The sequence below is a fragment of the Pseudomonas agarici genome, from assembly GCF_900109755.1.
In the GTDB taxonomy this organism is placed as follows: Bacteria; Pseudomonadota; Gammaproteobacteria; order Pseudomonadales; family Pseudomonadaceae; genus Aquipseudomonas; species Aquipseudomonas agarici.
In genome coordinates this window covers 53,258-77,027 of the sequence record NZ_FOAR01000015.1, presented here as the reverse complement: position 1 = coordinate 77,027, position 23,770 = coordinate 53,258, and the positions used below count along the sequence as shown (strand labels likewise).

The window sequence follows — 23,770 nt, the reverse complement described above, 5'->3', positions numbered from 1 at the left end:
TATGCCCTCTAATAGTGCGTTGCTCGCCCAAATTCGTTAGGCTGGCGAACATTTTTGCGTTTGTTCCCCAAAAAAGGGATCGACGCGCTAAACGGGTCAACCTCAAACGGGTCGACAGCATTTCCCTCACCCCATGGGAAGTCACTCTCTAAATTCCGATTCAGCAGTGTGGTATTTCCTTAAATGAAAGTGTTGAAAGGCCAGGACATACTGGCACTTGGTTTTATGACGTTTGCCCTGTTTGTCGGGGCCGGCAACATCATCTTTCCACCGATCGTCGGCCTACAGTCCGGCCCCCATGTTTGGATGGCGGCATTGGGTTTCCTGATTACCGCGGTCGGCCTGCCGGTCATTACCGTCGTTGCCCTGGCCAAGGTCGGCGGCGCGATGGACGCCTTGAGCAGTCCGATCGGTAAGCTTGCCGGCGGCTTGCTGGCGGCGGTCTGCTATTTGGCAGTCGGCCCACTGTTCGCCACGCCGCGAACCGCGACGGTGTCTTTTGAAGTCGGCCTGGCGCCGTTGACCGGCGACAGCCCGTTGGCGCTGTTCATCTACAGTCTGGTGTATTTCCTGTTGGTGTTCTTCATCTCCTTGTACCCAGGGCGCCTGCTGGATACTGTCGGGCGCTTTCTCGCCCCGTTGAAGATTATTGCCCTGGCGGTGCTGGGCATCGCGGCATTTGCCTTGCCGGCGGGAGATATCGGTACCGCCCTGCCTGAATACGTGGTCGCGCCGTTTTCCCAGGGCTTCATCAATGGTTACCTGACCATGGATACCCTCGGTGCTCTGGTGTTTGGCATCGTCATTGTCAATGCCATCCGGTCGCGCGGAGTCGAGTCACCGCAACTGATCACCCGCTATGCGATCATCGCCGGGCTGATTGCCGGCGTTGGGCTGGCGCTGGTGTATATCAGCCTGTTTCGCCTGGGGTCGAGCAGTCATGAAGTGGCTGTCGGGGCCACCAACGGTGCGGTGGTGTTGCATGGCTACGTGCAACATACCTTCGGCTCCTTGGGTAGCGGGTTCCTGGCGGTGCTGATTTCCTTGGCTTGCCTGGTGACGGCGGTCGGCCTGACCTGTGCCTGCGCTGAGTACTTCAGCCGTGTGCTGGCGCTATCGTACAAGACTCTGGTGGTCATCCTGGCGGTGTTTTCGCTGTTGGTGTCGAACCTGGGGCTGACCAAGCTGATCGCGTTCTCGATTCCGGTGCTGACGGCGATCTATCCGCCCTGTATCGCCTTGGTGGCCCTAAGCTTTTGCAAGGAGTTCTGGCACTCCCAGGGGCGTATCGTGGGCCCGGTAATGCTGGTGTCGTTGTTGTTCGGCATGGTCGATGCGCTCAAGGGCGCCGGCCTGGCGGACTGGATGCCTGCGCAGCTATCCCACCTGCCATTGAGCGAGCAGGGGCTGGCCTGGTTGGTGCCTTCGGTGGTGATGCTGGCGATTGCGGTAGCGATCGACCGCCTGCTCGGCAAGCCTGGCGAGGCCCTGGCCTGATCACCGGTCCGGCACCAGGCAGAAAAAATAAAACCCGCACCAGGCGGGTTTTATTTTACGGGAGGTTTTTGCCGTGAGGGTCTTTGCAAGAACCTCCAGGGCCATCAGGAACCGGTGGCTGGCTCGGCGCCTTCTTCGGCGGCCGCTTTGTTCGATTCAGCCTGAGCTTTAGCGGCTTCAGTGTTTTCCTTGGCGGCCTCGTTCACCTTATCCTGAGCCTCGTTCATTTTTTGCTGAGCTTGCTCGGCGTGTTGGTTTGCGTCTTGAGCTTTGTCCTCTGATTTTTTATCGCAGGCAGCGAGACCCAGAGAAGCGGTCAGCATCAAGGCAATAGCTAAAGTTTTACGCATGGGTGTTGCTCCTTTGTGAAAATAGTGATTGCTGGCCTTTTGAACCCGATTTCGCGGGTTAAGTTCCTTGATTTGCCAAGATATATAGCTCTTTCAGGTTGGGAACTTTCGCCAATTGTGCAGATTCTCTCGCCGCCGGTATTGATATGAGACATGTCATCTCATGAGCCAAACCCTCGTTTTTGAGCGCACCACGCTTTTTTTTCGGCGCGCTCAGGCGTGGCTCGATCAGCGTGGAACTCAGTTCAAGAGCGAAGAAACACCCCAGGGCACTTGAAATCCCCACTCTAGCCCCCAACTTTCATCACAACCTACCGCCAACCCTCAAGGGGAGCGGTCACTGCCATCCAATTGGAGTTTGATGACCATGAGTGTGGAAACTCAAAAGGAAACCCTGGGCTTCCAGACCGAGGTGAAGCAACTGCTGCACCTCATGATCCATTCGCTGTATTCCAACAAGGAAATCTTCCTTCGCGAATTGATCTCCAACGCTTCCGACGCTGTCGACAAATTACGTTTCGAAGCCCTGTCCAAGCCTGAGTTGCTGGAAGGTGGCGCCGAGCTGAAAATCCGTGTGAGCTTCGACAAAGACGCCAAGACCGTCACTCTTGAAGACAACGGTATTGGTATGAGCCGCGACGATGTGATTACCCACCTGGGCACCATCGCCAAATCGGGCACCGCCGATTTCATGAAGAACCTCTCGGGCGACCAAAAGAAAGATTCGCACCTGATCGGCCAGTTCGGCGTAGGTTTCTACTCGGCCTTTATCGTCGCCGACCAGGTGGAAGTGTTCAGTCGCCGTGCCGGCCTGTCGGCCAGCGAAGGTGTGCACTGGTCCTCCAAGGGCGAGGGCGAGTTCGAAGTCGCCACCGTCGAGAAGGCTGATCGCGGTACCCGCATTGTCCTGCACCTGAAGTCTGGTGAAGACGAGTTCGCCGACGGCTGGCGCCTGCGCAACATCATCAAGAAGTACTCCGATCATATCGCTCTGCCGATCGAATTGCCCAAAGAGGTCGCAGCCACCGAAGGTGAGGAGAAGTCCGAGCCGGAATGGGAAACCGTCAACCGCGCCAGTGCCCTGTGGACTCGCCCGCGCACCGAGGTGAAGGACGAGGAATACCAGGAGTTCTACAAGCACACCGCCCATGACTACGAGAACCCGCTGAGCTGGAGCCATAACAAGGTCGAAGGCAAGCTGGAATACAGCTCGCTGCTCTATGTGCCGGCCCGTGCGCCGTTCGACCTGTACCAGCGCGAAGCGCCAAAAGGCCTCAAGCTTTACGTCCAGCGCGTGTTTGTCATGGATCAGGCCGAGTCCTTCCTGCCGCTGTACCTGCGCTTCATCAAGGGTGTGGTCGACTCCAATGATCTGTCCCTGAACGTGTCGCGGGAAATCCTGCAGAAGGATCCGATCATCGACTCGATGAAGTCGGCGCTGACCAAGCGCGTGCTCGACATGCTGGAAAAACTGGCGAAGAACGAGCCTGAGCAATACAAGGGCTTTTGGAAGAACTTCGGCCAGGTCATGAAAGAAGGCCCGGCCGAGGACTTCGCCAACAAGGAGAAAATCGCCGGCTTGCTGCGCTTCGCCTCCACCCAGGGCGAAGAGGGCGAGCAGGTAGTGTCCTTGACCGAATACCTGGCACGCGCCAAAGAAGGCCAGGATAAGATCTACTACCTGACCGGCGAAACCTACGCCCAGGTCAAGAACAGCCCGCATCTGGAAGTCTTCCGCAAGAAAGGCATCGAAGTGCTGCTGTTGACCGATCGTATCGACGAGTGGCTGATGAGCTATCTCAACGAATTCGACGGCAAGAGCTTTGTCGACGTGGCACGGGGTGACTTGGACCTGGGCAATCTGGACTCGGAAGAGGACAAGAAGGCTGCCGAGGAAGTCGCCAAGAGCAAGGAAGGCCTGGTTGAGCGCCTCAAGACCGCTCTGGGCGAGGCTGTCAGCGAAGTGCGGGTTTCCCACCGCTTGACCGACTCGCCGGCGATTCTGGCCATCGGTGAGCAGGACCTGGGCCTGCAAATGCGCCAGATCCTTGAAGCCAGTGGGCAGAAGGTGCCGGGTTCCAAGCCGATCTTCGAATTCAACCCGAGCCACCCACTGATCGAGAAGCTCGATGCCGAGCCGGATGAAGATCGTTTCGCCGACCTGTCCCATATCCTGCTTGATCAGGCGGCCCTGGCGGCCGGTGACAGCTTGAAGGACCCGGCGACCTATGTGCGTCGACTGAACAAGTTGCTGGTTGAACTGTCGGTTTGATCAGACTGTAGAAAAAGCCCGCTTCGGCGGGTTTTTTAATTTCCAGGTGTCCTTAGGGAGTATGCAATGAGCCAAATCACTGTGAGTTCTGTGATCTATCAGATTGATGGCCGGTCCTACGAGGGTCGCCTAGCTTTCGACGCCAGCCACCCGGGTGCGCGCCCGGGGCTGTTGATGGCACCCAACTGGATGGGCATCGGCGCCGGGGCGCAAAAGATTGCCGAGTCCGTGGCAGCCAAAGGTTATGTGGTGCTGATCGCCGACCTCTATGGTCAGTCGGTTCGCCCGTGCAACGGTGACGAAGCGGGAGCGGCGATGATGCCGTTGAAGAACGATCGGGTCGAGCTGCGCAAGCGCATGCAGGCTGCGTTCGAGGCGTTGCAGGGGCAGGGCCTGGCAGCGGTCGATGCGTCGAAGCTGGCGACCTTCGGTTTCTGCTTCGGCGGTTGCTGCTCGCTAGAGCTGGCTCGTACCGGTGCGCCGTTGAGAGCCGCCATATCATTTCATGGCACCCTGGATACGCCAAATCCGGCGGACGCGCAGAACATCAAAGGCTCGGTCCTGGTGCTGCACGGCGCTTGCGACCCGTTGGTGCCCAAAGAGCAACTACCGGCGTTCGAGGACGAGATGAACGCTGCCGGTGTCGATTGGCAGTTGCTTAGCTACGGCGGTGCGGTGCATTCGTTCACCGATCCGCATGCCGATGTACCGGGCAAGATGATGTACGACGCGAAGATTTCCAACCGCGCCTTTGCATCGATGCATAGTTTGCTCGACGAAGTGTTCAGCGTCTGAGCCTTCCCGTGCTCTTCTCACCGGGGCGACATAAAGGAGCATAACGCTATCGGTAAGGTGCAGCCCCGGCAAAAAAAACGCCTCGACAATGCGAGGCGTTTTTCATATGACCAGCAGCCTGGACTACTTGCCTTGCCAGCGCTTCAGGACCAGGGTAGCGTTGGTGCCACCGAAACCGAAGCTGTTGCTCATCACGTTGTTCAGCTCGACGTTTTCGCGCGTCTTGGTCAGCACTGGGAGGTCGGCGACTTCCGGGTCCAACTCGTCGATGTTGGCGGAACCGGCAATGAACTTGCCTTCCATCATCAACAGGCAGTAGATCGCTTCGTGAACGCCGGCGGCGCCCAGTGAGTGACCGGACAGGCTTTTGGTCGAACTGATGAACGGGGCCTTGTCGCCAAACACTTCACGCACGCCTTTCATTTCCGCGACGTCGCCGACCGGAGTCGAGGTGCCGTGAGTGTTCAGGTAGTCGATCGGACCGTCAACAGTGGCCATCGCCATCCGCATACAGCGCACGGCGCCTTCGCCGCTGGGCGCAACCATGTCGTAGCCGTCTGAAGTCGCCCCGTAGCCAACGATTTCGGCGTAGATTTTCGCGCCACGGGCCAGGGCGTGTTCCAGTTCCTCGACCACTACCATACCGCCGCCGCCGGCAATGACAAAACCGTCACGCTTGGCGTCATAGGCGCGGGAGGCCTTTTGCGGTGTGTCGTTGTACTGGGTGGACAGCGCGCCCATGGCGTCGAACAGGAACGACTGGCTCCAGTGCTCTTCTTCACCGCCACCGGCGAAGACGATGTCCTGCTTGCCCATCTGGATCTGTTCCAGCGCGGTACCGATGCAGTGAGCACTGGTGGCGCAGGCAGAGGAGATCGAGTAGTTCAGGCCCTTGATCTTGAACGGCGTGGCCAGGCACGCGGAAACGGTGCTGCCCATGGTGCGGGTCACGCGGTAGGGACCGACGCGCTTCACACCTTTTTCGCGCAGGATATCCAGCGCTTCCATCTGGTTCAGGGTCGATGCACCGCCGGAGCCAGCCACCAGGCCGGTACGCGGGTTGGAAACCTGCTCGTCGGTCAGGCCTGAGTCGGCGACCGCGTCCTTCATGGCCAGATAGGCGTAAGCCGCCGCGTGGCCGACGAAGCGATAGACCTTGCGATCGATCAGTTCTTCGAGGTTGAGGTCGATGGAGCCGGAAACCTGGCTACGCAGACCCATTTCGGCATATTCCGGGTTGAAGCGGATGCCAGGGCGGCTTGCACGCAGGTTAGCGGAGACGGTCTCTTTGTCATTGCCCAGGCATGAAACGATGCCCAGACCAGTGATAACGACGCGGCGCATGCGGATAACCCTTAGAAGTTGTCAGTGGAGGTGAAAACGCCGACCCGGAGGCCTTCGGCGGTGTAGATCTCGCGGCCGTCGACCGCCACCGAACCATCGGCGATGGCCAGGTTCAGCTTGCCTTTGAGGACGCGCTTGATCTGAATGTTATAAGTGACCTTTTTGGCGGTCGGCAGGACTTGGCCGAAAAATTTCACTTCGCCCGAACCTAGTGCGCGGCCACGGCCCGGAAGACCTTGCCAGCCGAGGAAAAAACCGACCAATTGCCACATGGCATCCAAGCCCAGGCAGCCCGGCATGACCGGATCACCTTCGAAGTGACAGGCGAAGAACCACAGGTCCGGGGTGATATCCAGCTCGGCGACCAATTCACCTTTGCCGTACTTGCCACCCTCTTCGCTGATATGGGTGATGCGATCCACCATTAGCATGTTCGGGGCGGGCAGTTGCGCGTTACCTGGGCCGAACAGCTCACCGCGACTGCAGCGAAGCAGATCTTCCCGGGTAAAGGCGTTTTGTTTGGTCATGCGAGCTCCTCAATAATCCCATGCGGCAGGGGTGGGGCAAATCTTCCCGATCGATCGAAGCCTTCATGCCTCGAATCGACAGCCTATCCATAGACTATTGCGTTGTAGTGAAAGTCACAGCACAAGGGACATGAATGTACACTTGTGCACTGAAATTATTATTCAAGCCGGTTTCACAGCTCGTTTGGGTGCCTAAGACTGCCGCACTTTCGCCTTTCACGCCAGTCGCACATTGTATTCAGGGTACCCAACGCCGCAGAATTTGCTGGAGATCAGTGCGTTTGAAGGGCTTGGCCAGATAATCGTTCATGCCGGCCAACAAGCACTGTTCGCGGTCGCCCTGCAAGGCGTTGGCGGTCAGGGCGATGATTGGCAACTGCGCGCCGTCTGGCAGTTGGCGGATCTGCCGGGTAGCTTCGTAGCCGTCGACGAGCGGCAGCCGGCAATCCATCAGAATCGCCGCGAAGTCGCCGTTTTTTACCTGTTCGACGGCGCCGATGCCGTCGTGAGCCAAGCTGACCTCGAAGCCCAGGCTGCGCAACATGGCTTCGATCACTGTCTGGTTCACCGGATTGTCTTCCACCAGCAGGACCTTGCGCCCTTCGCCGTGGCCAGCCGACGGTTGCGGCAAATCCTCGGGCTCGACCTGGCGGTACATGGCCAGTGGGATTTCCAGGGTAAACACCGAGCCCTGACCCTCTTCGCTACGCGCGTAGAGGGTGCCGCCCATGCGCTCGGCCAGGGTTCGTGCAATCGGCAGGCCGAGGCCGGTGCCGCCATAACGCCGGGAGATCGAGCTGTCGGCCTGCTGGAACGCATCGAACATCAGTTCCAGCCGTTCGGCGGAAATACCGATGCCGGTGTCGCGCACCGTGCAACTGAACCAGATCACCTCATCATCCAGGCCCTGCCAGGCCGGTTCGATGCTGACGCTGCCGTGTTCGGTGAATTTCAGCGCATTGCCGATCAAGTTAACCAGAATCTGCCGGATCCGTGTCGGGTCGCCCTTGACCTGCAGGCTGTGCAGGCCCGCCGGGAGCTGCAGATTCAATTGCAGCTTACGTTGCACGGCGCTGTGCTGGAAGGCTTGTGCGCAGCTGGTGATCAATTCGCCGAGGCCGAACGGAATATGTTCCAGTTCCAGGGCCGAACGCTCTATCCGAGAGAAATCGAGGATGTCGTTGATCACCTTGAGCAGGTGTTCGGTGGACTCCGAGGCGAGAGTCGCGTACTCGGCCTGTTCGTCGGTCATTTGCGTGGTTTCGAGCAGTTGCAGCATGCCCAAGACACCGTTCATCGGGGTGCGAAGTTCATGGCTCATCATTGCCAGGAAGTCGGACTTAGCGTTGTTTGCGCGTTCCGCCTCCTCGCGAGTCTGGATCAGTTGTGCAATGGCTTGGTGCTGCTCGCGGCTGGCTTGTTCAAGACCGGTCGCGAGGTTGTTGATATGCCGCGCCAGATCGCCGAGCTCGGTGTCATCCGGCACCGGCAACGGGGTCTTGTAATCGCCCTGCTGGATGGCCTTGACGGCGTGGCCCATGGCGCTGATCGGCTGTGACAGATTGGCCGCCAGGCGGCGGGCCAGCAGGAAGGTGAAGAGCAGGGCAAACAGCGCCAGGATCCCGGCCTTGAGCAGGATCTCCTGCTGGCGCTGGTTGAAGGCGTCGTTGGACATGCCCACGACCACCCGCCCCAGGTAATCCTCGCCCGCCGCCATACCGGCACCGTTGGTGCCTTGCAGGAAGTCGCTGTCGAGCTGGATGCGTTGCAGGCGCACGGGGGCCTGGAACACTTCGACTTGCTGGGCACGGCTGTGACCTTCAGGGGGTTGCTCGACGTACACCAGAATGTTGTTGCTGCGGTCTTGGACTTCGAGGAAACGCACGTGCGGAGTGGTCAGGCTGGCCCTCATCAGGCTTTCGAGCACTTCATTGTTACCGGATATGACCCCGTATTCGGTGGCCGGTGCCAACTGGTTGGCGATCAACTGGCCGGTGTGATTGAGTTCCTGACGCAGGTCCTGGATTCGCACGAAGGTGAAGAAGCTGATCAGCAACAGAGTCAGCAGCAGGGCCGGGCCGAGGCTGATCATTTGGGTGCGGGCGTTGATGCCCCAATGTCGGCGCGGGGTCATGGACGGGATTCTCCTTCGGCCAACCGGGTGGCGACCGAGACTTCGTCGATCGGCTCCAGGCTCAGCGAGCGGGCAACCTGCGGATTGCTCAGTATTTTGAAACGCGGCGGGTAGAGCGTGCGCGGCCAACTGGCAGGGGGCTGGTCGAGCAGCTTGTCGAGAATTGCCAGCCAATCGTTCTGGTCGCTATAGCTGCTGGCCAGGCTGCCGGCCTTGACGAAGCCGGCGTTCGGCCCGATTAGCGCCAACTGCCGGGCATAGCTGCTGAGCAGCAGGTTTTTCGCGGTCTTGGGGTTATACAGTGTCGGATCGTCGACCCCCAGTAACACATCGCTGCCGCGCAGCAGGATTTGCAGGGGACGGCTGTCGGCGGTGTTATCCCAGCGTTGGGGGACGATTTCCAGCCCCAGTGGCTGGGCTGCCTGACGTAGTTCGGCCAAGAGGAATTCGCTGTCATCGTCATACAGCACCCCGACCCGCCGTGCTTGCGGCAGCACCGCGTTGATCAGGTGCAATTGCCGTGAGGGTGGCGGGTCGCTCCAGAGCAGGCTGAGCTGGTTCGGCAACTGTTCCCCGAGGCGCCGGTGAGCTTGTAGGCGGCTGATGCGCAATACCAGGGTGGCCGGGCCCTGGCGGTCTGCCAGGCGCCATTCGAGGCTGGGTAGGTCGAGTAGGATCAAGCGTATGCCTGGTGGCAGTTGGCTCGGTGGCGGCAGTTGCCCAAAGGGAACAAAACGTACCCGGTCGTCGGGACGTTGATGTGCCAGGGCGTTAGTAAAGGCCTGCACGCCAGAGCTGTCTTCGGCACCGGTGACCAATACCTCAGCGGCTCGGGCCTGGACAATCATCAGCAGCAGCAATAGCAGACCGCCTGCCAGCTTGCCGAGCCCGCTGCCGCGGGCCGATGTCATCCTTGACTGACGGTCGTCCATGCTCAGAATTCCAGCTCGGCACTGAAGTAGAATACCTGGCGCTGGTCGTAGTTGTTATCGGGCCAGGTAATGGGTTGGTGATCCAGGCGCTGCTGCATGACCCCGGACAGTTCCAGGCTGGCCTTGTGCAAAGGGATGCGCTTGGCGACCCGCAGGTCGACCCGTTCGAAACGGTAGGTGTTGATCGCGTCGTCGCCGTAATAGAACAACGCGCTCGACCAGCCCGCACCCCAATCGCGCATCCAGCCGGCGGAGCCGCTGTTGCGGGCGGTGAACTGTTCGTCGGTGGGGTTGCTGGCCTGAGTGTCGACATAGGCGTAGGTCAGGCGCAGCCGGTCGGCGTCGCTCAGGTGCCAATCGAGCTGGGTTTCGCTGCCGCTAAAGCGCGCGCTGTTGGCATTGCTGGCGATGTACTGGTTGTTGCGCAGCGGCGAGCTGACCATCGAAGTGATTTCGTCGTAGAACAATTTTACGTCGAGGTTCAGCCCGATATCCGCGAAGAAACCGTTATAGCCTAGTTCCCGCGAGCGCATCCGCTCCTTGTCGAGGTTACCCGGGCCGCGTGTCTTGACGAAATACTGGCCGCTGGTCTGGCCGTAGGTCGGCGAATCGAAGTTGGTGACCCGGTAGCTCCAATTGACGTTGTTCTCGAACATGTCCGGCGAGCGGATGGCCTCGGAATACACGGCGCGCAAACCGTGTCGCGGATTGATCAGGTAGTTGACGGCAAACCTCGGAGTCAGTGAGTCGCCGGTCAGTTGCGCGTTTTCATACATGGCGCCACCCTGGAGCAACCAGTGTTCGCTGGCGCGCCACTCGAGCTGGCCGAACAGGCGCCACGTGTTGTCGTCGAGGGTGCCATTGAAGTAGGTCTCGGAATCTGCGCGGTCATAACGGTAGTTCATGCCGCTGACCAGGCGCAGGTTGTCCGACAGACTTAGGGTGTCCTGCAATTCCAGGTCGTAGCGGGTCTCGCGGGTACTCTGGTCGAGATCGCCGCAGACCGGTTGGTTGGCCCCGTGATTGTACCATTGGTCCAGAACCTGTCTGGCCAGTGTCTGCTCCGAGGCGCCACCGGGAGGCGGGCTGCCCACGGTGTATCGATTCATGTTGCGCGCCAGATTTTCGGCATAATTGGGATTTAACTGCCACAACTGCGTCAGTTCCGGGCTGAACGACACTTTCGCGTCACATGCGCGCCAGACCTGCTGGCGATCCCAGTGCTGGGCCGAGCCCTGGATGTAGAGGCTGTGTTGCGGGCTGATATCCAGGTTCCAGCGCAGGGAACCGGCGTAGTCCTTGGCGACTACATCGGAGTTGTCGCCTGCGGCCTGGATGTCGGGAAATACCGCCTGATAGGTATACGGGCGCTGGTTGGTGCCTTCCTTAGCGTTCAACTGCCAGTCGATACTCTGGCTCTCGTCAAGCATCTGGCTGACTGACAGGTTGAAGCGATTCAAGCGTCGGCTGTCGTGATAGTTGGCACCGACACGATCGCTGTCGAAACCATCGTCCTGTTGGCCGGACATCGACAGGCGCAGGTCGCCGGTTTCCCAGTCGATGCCTTCGCTCGCGTACCAGTCATTGATGCCGCGTTCGCCGCGGGTGATCTTGATGCGCGAGCCGTGAGTGCTGCCGGGTGACTTGGTCAGAATGTTGACCACCGCCATGAGTGCGTTCGCGCCGTAGCTGACGGTGTTCGGGCCACGGAAGACTTCGATGCGCTCGATATCCTCCATGGCCACGGGGATATCGTTCCAGTCCACCGTCGCCAGCCCGGCCCGATAGACCGAACGACCGTCGATCAAAACCTGCATGCGCCGGGCGTTGGCGGCATCGGTCCCGTGGTAGTTGATCGCCGCCTGATTACCGTTGGTGTAGCCGACCATCATGCCCGGCACCAGGCGCAACAGCTCGGCGATATCCCGCGCACCGCTGGCCTTGATCAGTTCGTTATCGATCACGGTCATGCTGCCGGGCACCGAGGCCGGGGATTGTTTCAGGCGTGTCGCGGTCAAAACCTCGGGCAGCGGCTGGCTTTCCAGGAACAGGTCGTCGGCCAGCAGCTGGCCGCTGAACGACAGCGTCAGGAGCACGAAGGAACGTATGGTGGGATGGCCAAAGTACACGGCTCAGCCTTGATGACGGGTAATAGCTGTGCATGTTAACCGAGCCAAGCGAGTTTGCCATGGCACCGGGCCTGTATTCTGTCCGCAAAATGGACAAATCCTAGTGCCAGGGTCCCTGGCGCTGACGGCGTTTGGGGCTGGCTGCTGGCGGGCGGCTCCGTATAATGCGGCCATCGCCATTGCTATAAACGGATTGCATATGACTGAACAGCACCCTATCGCGGTCCTGGGAGGCGGGAGTTTTGGAACCGCTGTGGCCAATCTGCTGGCCGAGAACGGGCATCGGGTACGTCAATGGATGCGCGATCCTGAACAGGCCGAGGCCATTCGCGTCAATCGCGAGAATCCGCGTTACCTCAAGGGCATCAAGATTCATCCGGCGGTCGAGCCGGTCACCCACCTGCCCGCGACCCTCGAAAGCTGCGAGCTGTTCTTTGTCGCCCTGCCGTCCGGTGCCCTGCGCAGTGTACTGGCACCCCATGCCGGGCAACTGAACGGCAAGTTGCTGGTGAGCCTGACCAAAGGCATCGAGGCACAGACGTTCAAACTGATGAGCGAAATCCTCGAAGACATTGCCCCACGGGCGCGGATCGGCGTGTTATCGGGGCCGAACCTGGCCCGCGAAGTGGCTGAGCATGCGTTGACCGCCACCGTGGTCGCCAGCGCAGACGAAGAACTCTGCACGCGGGTCCAGGCCGCGCTGCACGGGAAGACCTTTCGCGTCTATGCCAGTGCCGATCGGTTTGGCGTCGAATTAGGCGGAGCGCTGAAAAATGTCTACGCAATCATCGCTGGCATGGCGGTGGCCTTGGGCATGGGCGAGAACACCAAGAGCATGTTGATTACCCGGGCCCTGGCGGAAATGACCCGATTTGCCGTGAGCCAGGGCGCCAACCCGATGACCTTCCTTGGCCTGGCCGGGGTCGGTGACCTGATCGTTACCTGCTCCTCGCCCAAGAGCCGCAACTATCAGGTCGGCTTTGCCCTGGGCCAGGGCTTGAGCCTGGAAGACGCGGTGACCCGCCTGGGGGAAGTGGCCGAAGGGGTCAATACTCTCAAGGTGCTCAAGGCCAAGGCCGAGGAATTGGGCGTCTACATGCCGTTAGTGGCTGGATTGCATGCGATTCTGTTCGAAGGGCGCACGCTCGATCAGGTGATCGCCTTACTGATGCGCGGCGAGCCGAAGACCGATGTCGATTTCATTTCCACCAGCGGCTTCAACTAACCCAGGCGACAGGAGTAAGACATGAACCAAGTCAAGTACGAATCCATAGTGTTACGCATGGTGTGGATGCTGCTGTTCCTGCTGGTCTGGCAGGTCGCGCAGTTGCTCCTCGGCGCCTTGGTGCTGGTGCAACTGATCTACCGGCTGATCTATGGGGCGCCGAGCGCCAACCTGATGAACTTCGGTGATAGCCTCAGCCAGTTTCTGGCCCAGATCGGTCGTTTTGGCAGTTTCCACAGTGACCAGAAGCCCTGGCCATTCGCCGACTGGCCGACGCCCCGCGCGCCCGAGGGCGAAGCACCTCACAGCGTGTCGCCGGCCCCGTACCCGCCCCATGACGAGGAACCCAAGCTATGAAGTTGTGGGTGCTGCGCCATGGTGAAGCCGAACCTCGATCGCGCAGCGACGCCGAGCGCAACCTGACCGCCCATGGACGCAAGGACGTGTTGCGCAGTGCCGCACACCTGATCGGCCAGCCTTTGACTGCGATCTACGCCAGTCCCTATGTTCGAGCCCAGCAGACCGCGCAGTTGGTGTGCGAGGCGCTGAGGTTCGAGCCGGAGATCATCAGCGTGCCGTGGCTGACGCCCGAGTTCCATCCGCTCAAGGTACTGGAGCACCTCGACAGCACCGACAACCTGCTGCTGGTCAGCCATCAGCCTTTGGTGGGTAGCCTGATCAGTCTGTTGCAGCACGGCCACCTGCATGCGCCGCAGCCGATGAGTACCGCCGATCTGGCGGAGCTGGAAGGGGACTGGCCCCTGGCCGGTGGTATGCGGCTCAACGGCGTTCGTCAGCCCTGACCGGCTCGCTGACGGCAACCGGCCTGGCGGCTGTCGGTTTGTGGGGTGGAGGTTTTGTAGGGCGGCGAGGTGGCCGGTAGCCGTGATTTCGGGAAATTTAACTGGATTTCGGATGTGAGCTACAAGTGGTCAGGATGTTTTCTGATTTTTTAACCTGAAGTGCCATCAACCCTTAGGGAGCGCAGGTTGGGGGCCGCTCCCTCGGTGGTTCATGGGGTGAGTATCGCCCCGATCAGTTCGGTCCTGGCCTGCTTCAAGGTCACCGTGTCGACCTTGGCGCCTTTGAAGGTGCAGTGCTCGAAGTACCCCGAGAACATGGCGTGGCGCAGGTCGCAATGATTGAAGTTGTTGCCCTTGAAGCCGCTCGACAACAGGGCGCCTTTGAGATTGGCGGCCATGAAATTCGCCCCGTGATACTGGCCGAAAAACCGCACCCCTGCCAGGTCGCCACCACTCAGGTCGACTCCAATCATGTTGACGTTGGTCACTTGCAGCGTGCGCAGCGCCTGGCAGATGGCGTCCTTGCGCCAGTTCCTGAACGGCAGCCGGGCATCGACGTCATGGAAGGGCAGCGAGTCCACGGCGTCCACCGCATATCTGCCTGCCGCCGCGATATTCAAGGCACACAGCTTCATCGCCCGGGTCAGCGACGGCGACAACGTGGACGGCACCCGCAAGTCGAACAGTTTTTTTTCCACATGCAGGGACACCCGTCCACCACCTTCCAGCGGCACCCCATCCCAGCTTTGCAAGATGCCGGGAAAACGCCAGGTGCAGGCCACCATCAATTCGAGCAACCCACCCAGGGGATAAGGGCGCAGATCGGGAACGGCAGCGAGGAAAGCTTGCGCCGACGACAAGCGATCCTTGAGTCCCAATACGGCCATGTGTTGTTCGATGGTTGAAAAGCCCGGTGCTGGAACGGCTTCTGACAATGGCTGCCGAGGCGGATTTGTCGGTGGCGCGGGTGTTACCGGCTTATGTGCCTGCTTTGTTCGTGGGTTGCAGACAGGGATCAAGCTTCGAAAAAGGCTGCCTATCGTTGACATGAACGTCTCGTAAAGGGGCTGGGAAGCCGGAAATTCGACGCGATCCATCGTGGACCGGCTATCAGATTCCACTCTTTTTCTTCGCGGGAAACTTAATCACTGGGCCTGCGGGAGGTCCGCCAGGGGCCTCGACAACCATCAGCGCTTGCGTGCGCTGGTGGTGGTGAAAGATAGTGGGACGGTTAAACGGCGTTCTGCCGTCGGCCCGAAGCTTAAGCGCGCTGCTCGAACCGTGCCACGGCGCGCGGTTTCAGGTGTGGAGCAAGCAGGGCCTGCCGGTGTTATGGTAGGAATCACAAATAGAAACCGAGGAGTGCAAGATGGCCTTGTGGCGTACCGTTCCGAATATCGACCAACTCAATGCCTCGGCAAAGAACACTATCTGCCAAGTACTGGATATCCGCGTTGAAGCCTTTGACGACGAGTCGCTGACCGCCAGCATGGTGGTCGACCATCGTACACACCAGCCGTTCGGCCTGCTGCATGGCGGCGCCTCGGTGGTGTTGGCGGAAACCGTCGGCTCCATGGCCAGCTACCTGTGTGTCGATACCAGCCAGTACTACTGCGTCGGCGTGGAAATCAATGCCAGTCATCTGCGCGGTGTGCGCAGCGGACGGGTGACGGCGGTGGCGACCCCGATCCATATCGGTCGCACCACCCATGTCTGGGATATTCGCCTGAGCAGCGATGAGGGCAAGATCAATTGTGTTTCGCGCCTGACCATGGCGGTGGTACCGCTGGGACAAACGCCGCCGAGCCGCTGACAGACGGTGATGGCCGGACTGTCATCATTCCTGGCCATTACGGTCATTGCCGATGGCGAATGTGCTGTCGACAATGAACACCTGTTTTCCATGAAGTGGTTCCGGTATGCCGCAGCACGTGTTCTTCGCCCATGCCAACGGGTTTCCTTCGGGCACCTATGGCAAGTTGTTCACCGCCCTGGCGCCCGAATATGAGGTTGCGCATTTGCAACAGCATGCCCATGACCCGCGTTTCCCGGTAAACGACAACTGGCGCAACCTGGTCGACGAACTGATTCATCACCTCGAACAACAGCCCGAACCGGTCTGGGGCGTTGGGCATTCCCTGGGCGGCGTTCTGCACCTGCACGCGGCCTTGCGCTGTCCGCAACTCTACAAAGGCCTGGTGATGCTCGATTCGCCGGTGCTGACCCGCCTCGACCAGTGGCTGATCCGTGCGGCCAAGCGCTTGGGCTTCATTGACCGCCTGACCCCCGCCGGGCGTACTCTGGGGCGGCGCGAAGAGTTTGCCGACCGGGAGGCGGCTCGCCACTATTTTGCTGGCAAGGCGCTGTTTCGTGGCTTCGACCCGGAGTGCTTCGATGCCTACCTGCAATATGGCTTGCGCCCCGAAGGCGATCGATTGCGGCTGAGCTTTGACCCGGCTACCGAAATCAGTATCTATCGCGGCGTGCCCCATACCAGTCCAGGTTTGGCCCGGCACCTGCAGGTGCCGCTGGCGGTGGTGCGTGGCCGGTCGAGTCGTGTGGTAATGCGCCATCAAAGCCGTTCCGTGGGGCGTTTTCCTCATGGCGAATCCCTGAGCATGCCTGGAGGTCACATGTTTCCATTGGAATACCCGCTGGACACCGCCGAGCTGCTCAAGGCCATTTTCAGCCGCTGGCAGCGGCGTGCCGCCGAGGAACGCCCGGCATGAGCACGGCGGTCGAGGAAGTGCGCCTGAGTCTGCCGCATATCGAGCTGGCCGCCCAGCTGTTCGGCCCCGAAGACGGCTTGCCGGTGATTGCCCTGCATGGCTGGCTGGACAACGCCAACAGCTTTGCGCGCCTGGCGCCGAAGCTCGAAGGCCTGCGTATCGTCGCCCTGGACCTGGCCGGTCACGGGCATTCCGGGCACCGTCCGGTGGGTGCCGGCTACGCGCTCTGGGACTATGCCCATGACGTGTTGCAGGTGGCGCAACAGCTCGGCTGGAATCGTTTCGGTTTACTCGGGCATTCGCTCGGAGCGATTATCTCGGTGGTGTTGGCCGGCGCACTGCCCGAGCGGGTCACGCACCTGGCACTGATCGACGGGCTGATCCCGCAGACCGCCCAGGGTGAGAGTGCCGCCGAGCACTTGGGCATGGCCCTGCAGGCGCAACTGAAACTGCAGGACAAGCGCAAGCCGTTGCACAAGACCCTCGACCTGGCTGTCGAGGCACGCATGAAGGGCCGGGTAGCGGTCAGTCGCGAAGCCGCCGAGTTGCTGGCCCAGCGCGGGCTGGTGCCAGTGTCCGGCGGCTATACCTGGCGCAGCGATAGTCGCCTGACCCTGGCCTCGCCGCTGCGCCTGACCGAAGAACAGGCCCTGGCCTTTGTCCACCGGGTGGCCTGCCCAGCCCAATTGGTGGTGGCCGAACAAGGCATGTTGGCCCAGCGCCGGAGTCTGCTGGAGCAGCTACCCTTCAACCGGCAAGTGCTGCCTGGCGGGCATCATCTGCACCTGAACGACGAGGCCGGAGCGGTCCTTGTTGCAGACTGTTTCAATCGCTTCTTCGCCATGCCTTGACTTGCGCTCGGCAACTGTCGAGGCTTGGCGGGTTGAAAGGGAGACAACCATGCCAGATCTCGACACCACCGCGACCTTTTGTCACCACCTTCCGGCATCAGTGCCCAGCATTCAGGCGCCGCCGATTTGATCAAATTATCCACAGTCCTTGCCAGCGCCCTGGGCCTGGCGTGTTTCAGTTCCGCGCTGTTGGCCGCCGACGTACCGGGCAGCCATGACCTGCCGTCCGTGCCGCGTGTGCCCGACGCACAGATCGTCGACTACCGTGCGCCGACGGACCTGGAGCGGATTTATCCACAGAGCTCGATCCGCAAGATCAGCAACCGCTTGCGTAGCGACGGGCAGGTCAATGTTCGTGGGCCGATGACCTCGGTGACCTACGAGTTGCCGCCGGAACGTAGCGCCAACGAAGCCTTCACGGTGGCCCGCGAAGCCTTGCAGAAGGAGGGCGCACAATTGCTGTTCTGGTGTCAGGCACGCGATTGCGGCGAAAACAGCTTGTGGGCCAATGAGGTCTTCGGCAATTCGCTGCTGTCCGGGGCGGACGATCAACAGGCCTACTTACTGTTGCGCCTGGCTGCGCCACAGGATAATTCGCTGGTGGCGCTGTACAGCATTACCCGGGGTAACCGGCGGGCGTATCTGCACGTCGAGCAATTGACCGCGAATGCACCGTTGGGCGAACTGCTGCCGACTTCGGCGACTTTGTTGCGAGAGTTGCGTGACACCGGCAAGCTCGATTTGCCACAACTCGCCGGGGTTCCGCAGGCTAGCTGGGTCACCCTGATTTCCCGTGGCCTGAACCTGGATGCCACTTTGCGGGTCAGCCTGTCCGGAGCCTCCGCCGAAGCCTGGCGCCAGGCTCTGGTGGCCGCCGGGGTCAGGGCTGCGCGGCTGGAGTCGGGCGCCCGCGACACCGGTGGCCTGCACCTCGAACTGTTGCGGTAGCGGCAGGAGCGGCGAACACACACACGTGTGTTCGCCTAGACTTTCCTTTCTGATCTCTTTCGTGGAATCCCCATGCTCAATAATGATCGGCTGTTGGTGCAGATACTGCTCCTGGTGCTGTTCGGCGCCAGTCTGTGGGTGATGGCGCCGTTCTGGTCGGCGCTGTTCTGGGGCGCTGTGCTGGCCTTTGCCAGTTGGCCACTGATGCGTCTACTGACACGCCTGCTCGGTGGCCGCGAGTCGCTGGCCGCCGGTTTGCTGACCCTGGGCTGGATGTTGCTGGTGGCCGCACCCTTGGTGTGGCTAGGGTTCAACCTGGCGGACCATGTGCGCGATACGGTGGCTTTTATCAAGGACGTCCAGGTCGACGGCCTGCCGCAAGCTCCGACCTGGTTGGCGTCGGTACCGATTATCGGGGAGTGGCTGGTGGGCGTCTTGAACACCATCGATCAACAGGGCGCGGCGCTGATGCTGGCGATCAAGCCTTACCTGGGGCAGGTCGGCAACTGGTTGCTGGCTCGCAGCGCGCAGATCGGTGGCGGGATTCTCGAGCTGACCCTGAGTATTCTCTTCGTATTCTTCTTCTATCGCGATGGTCCGCGCCTGGCGGAGTTTGTCCATGGCCTACTGGAACGGCTGATCGGCGAGCGCGCCGATTATTACCAAGAACTCGTGGCCGGGACGGTGCAGCGGGTGGTCAACGGCGTGATCGGTACGGCGGCGGCTCAGGCTGTGCTGGCGCTGATCGGCTTTCTGATTGCCGGAGTGCCCGGCGCGTTGGTGCTGGGGATTGCCACTTTCCTGCTGAGTCTGATTCCTATGGGCCCACCGCTGGTATGGATTCCGGCCACCGCCTGGCTGGCCTGGAAAGGCGAGTACGGCATGGCGATATTCCTGGGGATCTGGGGCACATTCATCATCAGCGGCGTGGACAACGTGCTCAAGCCTTACCTGATCAGCCGTGGCGGCAACCTGCCGCTGGTGATCGTGCTGTTAGGGGTATTCGGCGGGTTGCTCGCCTTCGGCTTTATCGGGTTGTTTATCGGCCCGACCCTGCTGGCAGTGGCGTACAGCCTGCTGCTCGATTGGAGTGCGAGTCAGAAGCGGCGGGAGGAGAAGAGCTGAGCATACAGACCTTTTGAGGACGCTGCATCGACGGGTGCCGATGCCCAACGGCAGGTGTCGAGGGTATGCAGGCTTTGTATCGACTGATGTACACACCCATCAGGCACGAGGCAGGCTGACCACGGCGGTTAACCCACTGCCAAGGGTTTGCTCCAGGGTCAAGTCGCCACCCAGACGCTGGGCGGCCTCCCGTGCGATGGTCATGCCCAGGCCGACCCCGCCTGAGTTACGGTTGCGCGACGCTTCCAGGCGATAGAACGGTTCGAACACCGCTTCGCGTTTTTCGGCGGCGATGCCGGGGCCGTGGTCGATCACGCGGATAATCAACTGCCGCCGGCTGTCTTCCAGCGTGATCAGTGCATCGCCGGCATAGCGCAGGGCATTGTCCAGTAGATTGTTCAGGCATGAACGCAGGGCCATCGGTTGGACCAACAATGGCGCACAGTAGCCGCTGGCGCGGACGCGGGCACCCTGGTCCTGGGCGTTTTCACTGATCGATTCCACCAGGGCCTGAACGTCCATCCACTGCATGGCTTCACTGGTGCGTTGCTCATGCAGGTAGCTCAGGGTAGCGTCGAGCATGCCAATCATATCGTTCAGATCCTGGCGCATCTGGCCTTGCAGTTTCGCATCCTCGATTTGCTCCAGGCGCAGCTTGAGGCGCGACAGTGGCGTGCGCAAGTCATGGGACACGGCGCCGAGCATTCGCCCACGCTGCTGTACCTGCTCGCGGATACGCTGTTGCATCAGGTTGAACGTCGCGGCTGCCTGCCGGGCTTCCCGTGGGCCGGTCTCCTCCAGCGGCGGGCTGTTGAGGTCTTCGCTCAGACGCTCGGCCGCATCGCTCAGGCGCTGAATCGGCCGGGCGAGCAACTTGGCACCGTACCAGGCGGCAATCACCAAGGCGATCAACTGAAACGTAAGCGGGATTACCGGCCTGCCAAACCATGGGCGAGACGGGCGATGAACCGGCATGGGTAGCGCTGGCAAACGCGATTCGACATTTTCCGACCTGTTCGCGAAACAGGCTGGAGGCGATAACGCAGAACCGCCGCCATAATGACGAAACCAGAGAAAGGCCAACAGGTGAGCCAGGACAATAGCCAGCAGCAGCACGCCGAACAAGCGACCGAACAGCGTGTTGAGGCGTAGGCGCATCAGCCGATGTCTCTCGCGTCGAACAGATAGCCTTCACCGCGCACGGTCTTGATCAACTGCGGCGATTTTGAATCGTCACCGAGCTTGTGCCGCAGGCGCGAGACCAGCAGGTCGATACTGCGGTCGAAGGCTTCGATAGAGCGGCCTCGAGCGGCGTCGAGCAACTGCTCGCGACTGAGCACTCGACGTGGGCGTTCGATAAAGACCCAGAGCAGCCGAAATTCGGCATTCGACAGCGGCACCACCAGGCCATCGTCGGCGATCAGTTGGCGCAGCACGCTGTTCAGGCGCCAGTTGTCGAAGCGGATATTGGCCCGTTGTTCGGTACGGTCATCGCGCACCCGACGCAGGATGGTCTGGATCCGGGCCACCAGCTCGCGCGGCTCGAAGGGCTTGGCCATGTAGTCGTCGGCACCCAATTCCAGTCCGATGATCCGGTCGGTGGGCTCGCAGCGGGCGGTCAGCATCAGGATTGGGATATCCGATTCAGCACGCAGCCAGCGACACAACGACAAGCCGTCTTCGCCCGGAAGCATCAAGTCCAGGACCACCACGTCAAAGGTTTCCACCTGCAGCGCCTGGCGCATTGCGACACCGTCGGTGACACCGATGGCCTGGATACTGAAGCGGGCCAGATAGTCGATCAGCAGTTCACGGATCGGGATATCGTCGTCGACGATCAGCGCGCGGACATGCCAGCGCTTGTCATCGCCCGGTGAGAGCGATTTGTGGGTGTCAGCCTGAGGAGCGGGAGTGTTCTGCATGCGTGTGGTTATCTGCCGGTAAAGCCGCGAAGCACAAAAAAGCCCCCACGAGAGGGTCGCACGATATAGAGATTCGAGCCCCCAGGCGCGGAGCCCATTTCAAATATAGCTGCGCCAGAAGCTACAGGCGCCGCATGTTGGCCGGTTGTCGGTTGTGTATCAGTCTCGATACACAATCATGACCGCCCGACCCCTCTCGGTAGCGGGGCACGGTTACCCGTCCGCGGATTCTAGGGCGTAACGCTTACGTAAACCCACTCTTTACGCCTTCTTTACGCATTGCCCCGGGTGTCGCTCTCGTTCCTTTACAGCCTTCCTTCCGACAATGGCTCCACACACGGCAATCGCTGTGCCACGGAGAAATCCCATGAGCATTCTGGACGGCGTGTCACTGCTGCTGGCGGTGGCACTGTTCATTTATCTACTGGTTGCGCTGTTGCGCGCAGATCGGAACTAGGAGCGGCGGTTATGCACAGTTATGACTATTTGCTGATCCTGGCGTTCCTGGCGCTGGTGTTGGTCCCAGCCCCTTTTCTCGGGCGGTTCTACTACAAAGTGATGGAAGGCCAGCGCACCTGGCTGAGCCCGTTGCTCGGGCCGCTGGAGCGGGTTTGCTATCGCCTGTCCGGGGTTGATGAAAAGGCCGAGCAGAGCTGGCAGAAGTACGCCCTGGCCGTGCTCGCCTTCAATCTGGCGGGTTTCTCACTGCTGTTCGTGATCCTGCAGCTCCAGCAATACCTGCCGCTCAACCCGCAGAACCTGCAGGGTCTGGCGTGGACCTTGTCGTTCAACACCGCCGTCAGCTTCATGACCAATACCAACTGGCAGAGCTACAGCGGCGAAGCGTCCCTGAGCTACTTGAGTCAGATGGTCGGCCTGACCGTGCAGAACTTCGTCAGTGCCGCTACCGGCCTGGCCGTGCTGGTCGCCTTGTGCCGTGGTATCGGCCGGCGTTCGGCGGCGACTCTGGGCAACTTCTGGGTCGACATGACCCGAGCCACCCTCTACGGCCTGCTGCCATTGTGCCTGGTGCTGGCGCTGTTCCTGGTCTGGCAGGGTGTACCGCAGACCTTTGCCCATTACATTAATGCCGTGACCCTGCAGGGCGCTGACCAGGTGATCCCACTCGGCCCGGCAGCCAGTCAGATCGCAATCAAGCAACTGGGTACCAACGGCGGTGGTTTTTTCGGGGTCAACTCGGCGCATCCGTTCGAGAATCCGACGGCCTGGAGCGATCTGTTCGAACTGGCATCGATCATCCTGATTCCGGCGGCGCTGGTGTTCACTTTTGGTCATTACGTCAAGGACCTGCGTCAGAGCCGAGCGATCATGGCTTGTATAATGGCCCTGCTGCTGACCGGCGGTGCCACCTCGCTGTATGCCGAGTATCAGCCGAATCCGACCCTGGACAGCCCGGTGGTGGAACAGACCGCACCGATGGAAGGCAAGGAAACCCGTTTCGGCACCACCGCCAGCGTGCTCTGGGCGGTGACTACCACGGCGGCGTCCAACGGTTCGGTCAATGCCATGCACGACAGCCTCAATCCGCTGAGCGGGATGGTCGCACTGGTCAACATGATGGTTGGCGAGGTGATCTTCGGCGGTGTCGGTGCCGGCCTCTACGGCATGCTGCTGAATGTGTTGATTGCGGTGTTCCTTGCGGGCCTGATGATCGGTCGTACCCCGGAATACCTGGGCAAGAAGCTCCAAGCCAGGGAAGTGCAACTGCTGGTGCTGACTTTGCTGGTGATGCCGGTGGGCGTGTTGGTGCTCGGTGCAATTGCCGCGACGCTGCCAGGGCCTGCGAGTGCCGTCAGCAATCCTGGCCCCCATGGTTTTAGCCAGTTGCTCTACGCCTACACCTCGGCCAGTGCCAACAACGGTTCGGGGTTCGGCGGTTTCAGTGCCAACACGCCGTTCCACAACCTGATGCTGAGCTTGAGCATGTTGCTCGGGCGCTTCGGCTACATCCTCCCGGTACTCGCCCTGGCCGGTAGCCTGGCGGCGAAGAAGGCTGCGCCGATCGGCCAGAACAGCTTCCCGACCCATGGTCCGCTGTTTGTCACCTTGTTGACCGTAACCATCTTGCTGGTGGGCGGCCTGACGTTCCTGCCGACCCTGGCCCTTGGGCCGATTGCCGAACATTTGCGCATGGCTGCCCTTGGGTTCAAGGGCTGAGGATTTAGA

22 protein-coding genes are annotated in these 23,770 nt (G+C 60.7%); 13 read left to right on the top strand and 9 right to left on the bottom strand.

The window, feature by feature from the left end:
• Positions 1–183: 183 nt before the first annotated feature.
• Positions 184–1,497 carry a branched-chain amino acid transport system II carrier protein gene (gene brnQ / locus BMX68_RS15155; RefSeq protein ID WP_060783433.1) on the top strand — a complete coding sequence of 438 codons (1,314 nt, stop codon included), beginning with the start codon at positions 184–186 and terminating at the stop codon, positions 1,495–1,497.
• 104 nt (positions 1,498–1,601) lie between these two features.
• Here the strand turns inward: brnQ and BMX68_RS15150 are convergent, their stop codons facing one another.
• Positions 1,602–1,847, bottom strand: a complete 246-nt coding sequence (locus BMX68_RS15150) for a hypothetical protein (RefSeq protein WP_017132981.1) — start codon at positions 1,845–1,847, stop codon at positions 1,602–1,604.
• A 367-nt stretch (positions 1,848–2,214) separates the two neighbouring features.
• On the opposite strand from BMX68_RS15150, the gene htpG reads away from it, so the two are divergent.
• Together htpG and BMX68_RS15140 are read left to right on the top strand one after the other, a co-directional pair.
• Positions 2,215–4,119 carry a molecular chaperone HtpG gene (gene htpG / locus BMX68_RS15145; RefSeq protein ID WP_026013282.1) on the top strand — a complete coding sequence of 635 codons (1,905 nt, stop codon included), beginning with the start codon at positions 2,215–2,217 and terminating at the stop codon, positions 4,117–4,119.
• Between the two features lie 66 nt (positions 4,120–4,185).
• On the top strand, positions 4,186–4,914 hold the full coding sequence (locus tag BMX68_RS15140) for a dienelactone hydrolase family protein (protein ID WP_017132979.1): 729 nt from the start codon (positions 4,186–4,188) through the stop codon (positions 4,912–4,914).
• A gap of 123 nt (positions 4,915–5,037) precedes the next feature.
• Here BMX68_RS15140 and fabB read toward each other — a convergent pair whose 3' ends face one another.
• The 5 genes from fabB to BMX68_RS15115 form a co-directional block, all read right to left on the bottom strand.
• On the bottom strand, positions 5,038–6,258 hold the full coding sequence (gene fabB / locus BMX68_RS15135) for a beta-ketoacyl-ACP synthase I (RefSeq protein ID WP_017132978.1): 1,221 nt from the start codon (positions 6,256–6,258) through the stop codon (positions 5,038–5,040).
• An 11-nt stretch (positions 6,259–6,269) separates the two neighbouring features.
• The gene (gene fabA, locus BMX68_RS15130) at positions 6,270–6,785 is read right to left on the bottom strand and encodes a 3-hydroxyacyl-[acyl-carrier-protein] dehydratase FabA (protein ID WP_060783431.1); all 516 of its coding nucleotides are present in this window, start codon (positions 6,783–6,785) and stop codon (positions 6,270–6,272) included.
• A 238-nt stretch (positions 6,786–7,023) separates the two neighbouring features.
• On the bottom strand, positions 7,024–8,919 hold the full coding sequence (locus tag BMX68_RS15125) for an ATP-binding protein (protein ID WP_017132976.1): 1,896 nt from the start codon (positions 8,917–8,919) through the stop codon (positions 7,024–7,026).
• Positions 8,916–9,830 (bottom strand): ABC transporter substrate-binding protein, encoded by a 915-nt coding sequence (locus BMX68_RS15120; protein ID WP_017132975.1) that lies wholly within the window; start codon positions 9,828–9,830, stop codon positions 8,916–8,918. The genes BMX68_RS15125 and BMX68_RS15120 overlap by 4 nt, the downstream gene beginning before the upstream one ends.
• Before the next feature lie 23 nt (positions 9,831–9,853).
• Positions 9,854–11,980 carry a TonB-dependent receptor plug domain-containing protein gene (locus BMX68_RS15115; protein ID WP_017132974.1) on the bottom strand — a complete coding sequence of 709 codons (2,127 nt, stop codon included), beginning with the start codon at positions 11,978–11,980 and terminating at the stop codon, positions 9,854–9,856.
• Between the two features lie 199 nt (positions 11,981–12,179).
• Here BMX68_RS15115 and BMX68_RS15110 point away from each other — a divergent pair, with 199 nt between their 5' ends.
• Genes BMX68_RS15110 through sixA form a run of 3 tightly spaced genes read left to right on the top strand, consistent with a single transcriptional unit; the run spans position 12,180 to position 14,008 of the window.
• Positions 12,180–13,205: an NAD(P)H-dependent glycerol-3-phosphate dehydrogenase gene (locus tag BMX68_RS15110; RefSeq protein ID WP_017132973.1), complete on the top strand. Its 1,026-nt coding sequence runs from the start codon at positions 12,180–12,182 to the stop codon at positions 13,203–13,205.
• Positions 13,206–13,226: 21 nt separating this feature from the next.
• The gene (locus BMX68_RS15105; RefSeq protein ID WP_017132972.1) at positions 13,227–13,562 is read left to right on the top strand and encodes a DUF4389 domain-containing protein; all 336 of its coding nucleotides are present in this window, start codon (positions 13,227–13,229) and stop codon (positions 13,560–13,562) included.
• Positions 13,559–14,008: a phosphohistidine phosphatase SixA gene (gene sixA, locus BMX68_RS15100; protein WP_017132971.1), complete on the top strand. Its 450-nt coding sequence runs from the start codon at positions 13,559–13,561 to the stop codon at positions 14,006–14,008. The genes BMX68_RS15105 and sixA overlap by 4 nt, the downstream gene beginning before the upstream one ends.
• 209 nt (positions 14,009–14,217) lie before the next feature.
• Here sixA and BMX68_RS15095 read toward each other — a convergent pair whose 3' ends face one another.
• Positions 14,218–14,895 carry a pentapeptide repeat-containing protein gene (locus BMX68_RS15095; protein WP_017132970.1) on the bottom strand — a complete coding sequence of 226 codons (678 nt, stop codon included), beginning with the start codon at positions 14,893–14,895 and terminating at the stop codon, positions 14,218–14,220.
• Positions 14,896–15,377: 482 nt separating this feature from the next.
• On the opposite strand from BMX68_RS15095, the gene BMX68_RS15090 reads away from it, so the two are divergent.
• The 5 genes from BMX68_RS15090 (at position 15,378) to BMX68_RS15070 (ending at position 19,661) form a co-directional block, all read left to right on the top strand.
• Positions 15,378–15,821, top strand: a complete 444-nt coding sequence (locus BMX68_RS15090; RefSeq protein ID WP_017132969.1) for a hotdog fold thioesterase — start codon at positions 15,378–15,380, stop codon at positions 15,819–15,821.
• Positions 15,822–15,927: 106 nt separating this feature from the next.
• Positions 15,928–16,737 (top strand): alpha/beta fold hydrolase, encoded by an 810-nt coding sequence (locus BMX68_RS15085; RefSeq protein ID WP_074862340.1) that lies wholly within the window; start codon positions 15,928–15,930, stop codon positions 16,735–16,737.
• The gene (locus BMX68_RS15080) at positions 16,734–17,588 is read left to right on the top strand and encodes an alpha/beta fold hydrolase (RefSeq protein WP_017132966.1); all 855 of its coding nucleotides are present in this window, start codon (positions 16,734–16,736) and stop codon (positions 17,586–17,588) included. Before BMX68_RS15085 ends, BMX68_RS15080 begins: the two co-directional genes overlap by 4 nt.
• Before the next feature lie 129 nt (positions 17,589–17,717).
• Entirely contained in the window at positions 17,718–18,536 is an 819-nt protein-coding gene (locus BMX68_RS15075) for a DUF4892 domain-containing protein (RefSeq protein ID WP_026013281.1), read from the top strand.
• A gap of 72 nt (positions 18,537–18,608) precedes the next feature.
• Positions 18,609–19,661: an AI-2E family transporter gene (locus BMX68_RS15070; RefSeq protein ID WP_017132964.1), complete on the top strand. Its 1,053-nt coding sequence runs from the start codon at positions 18,609–18,611 to the stop codon at positions 19,659–19,661.
• Positions 19,662–19,760: 99 nt separating this feature from the next.
• Here BMX68_RS15070 and BMX68_RS15065 read toward each other — a convergent pair whose 3' ends face one another.
• Together BMX68_RS15065 and BMX68_RS15060 are read right to left on the bottom strand one after the other, a co-directional pair.
• Positions 19,761–20,819, bottom strand: coding sequence for a HAMP domain-containing sensor histidine kinase (locus BMX68_RS15065; protein WP_017132963.1), 1,059 nt, complete (start codon positions 20,817–20,819; stop codon positions 19,761–19,763).
• On the bottom strand, positions 20,819–21,583 hold the full coding sequence (locus BMX68_RS15060) for a response regulator (protein ID WP_017132962.1): 765 nt from the start codon (positions 21,581–21,583) through the stop codon (positions 20,819–20,821). The genes BMX68_RS15065 and BMX68_RS15060 overlap by 1 nt, the downstream gene beginning before the upstream one ends.
• A 367-nt stretch (positions 21,584–21,950) precedes the next feature.
• Here BMX68_RS15060 and kdpF point away from each other — a divergent pair, with 367 nt between their 5' ends.
• Positions 21,951–22,040: a K(+)-transporting ATPase subunit F gene (kdpF, locus tag BMX68_RS15055; RefSeq protein ID WP_017128001.1), complete on the top strand. Its 90-nt coding sequence runs from the start codon at positions 21,951–21,953 to the stop codon at positions 22,038–22,040.
• A gap of 11 nt (positions 22,041–22,051) precedes the next feature.
• Positions 22,052–23,761: a potassium-transporting ATPase subunit KdpA gene (gene kdpA / locus BMX68_RS15050; RefSeq protein ID WP_017132961.1), complete on the top strand. Its 1,710-nt coding sequence runs from the start codon at positions 22,052–22,054 to the stop codon at positions 23,759–23,761.
• The last annotated feature ends 9 nt before the right edge of the window (positions 23,762–23,770 follow it).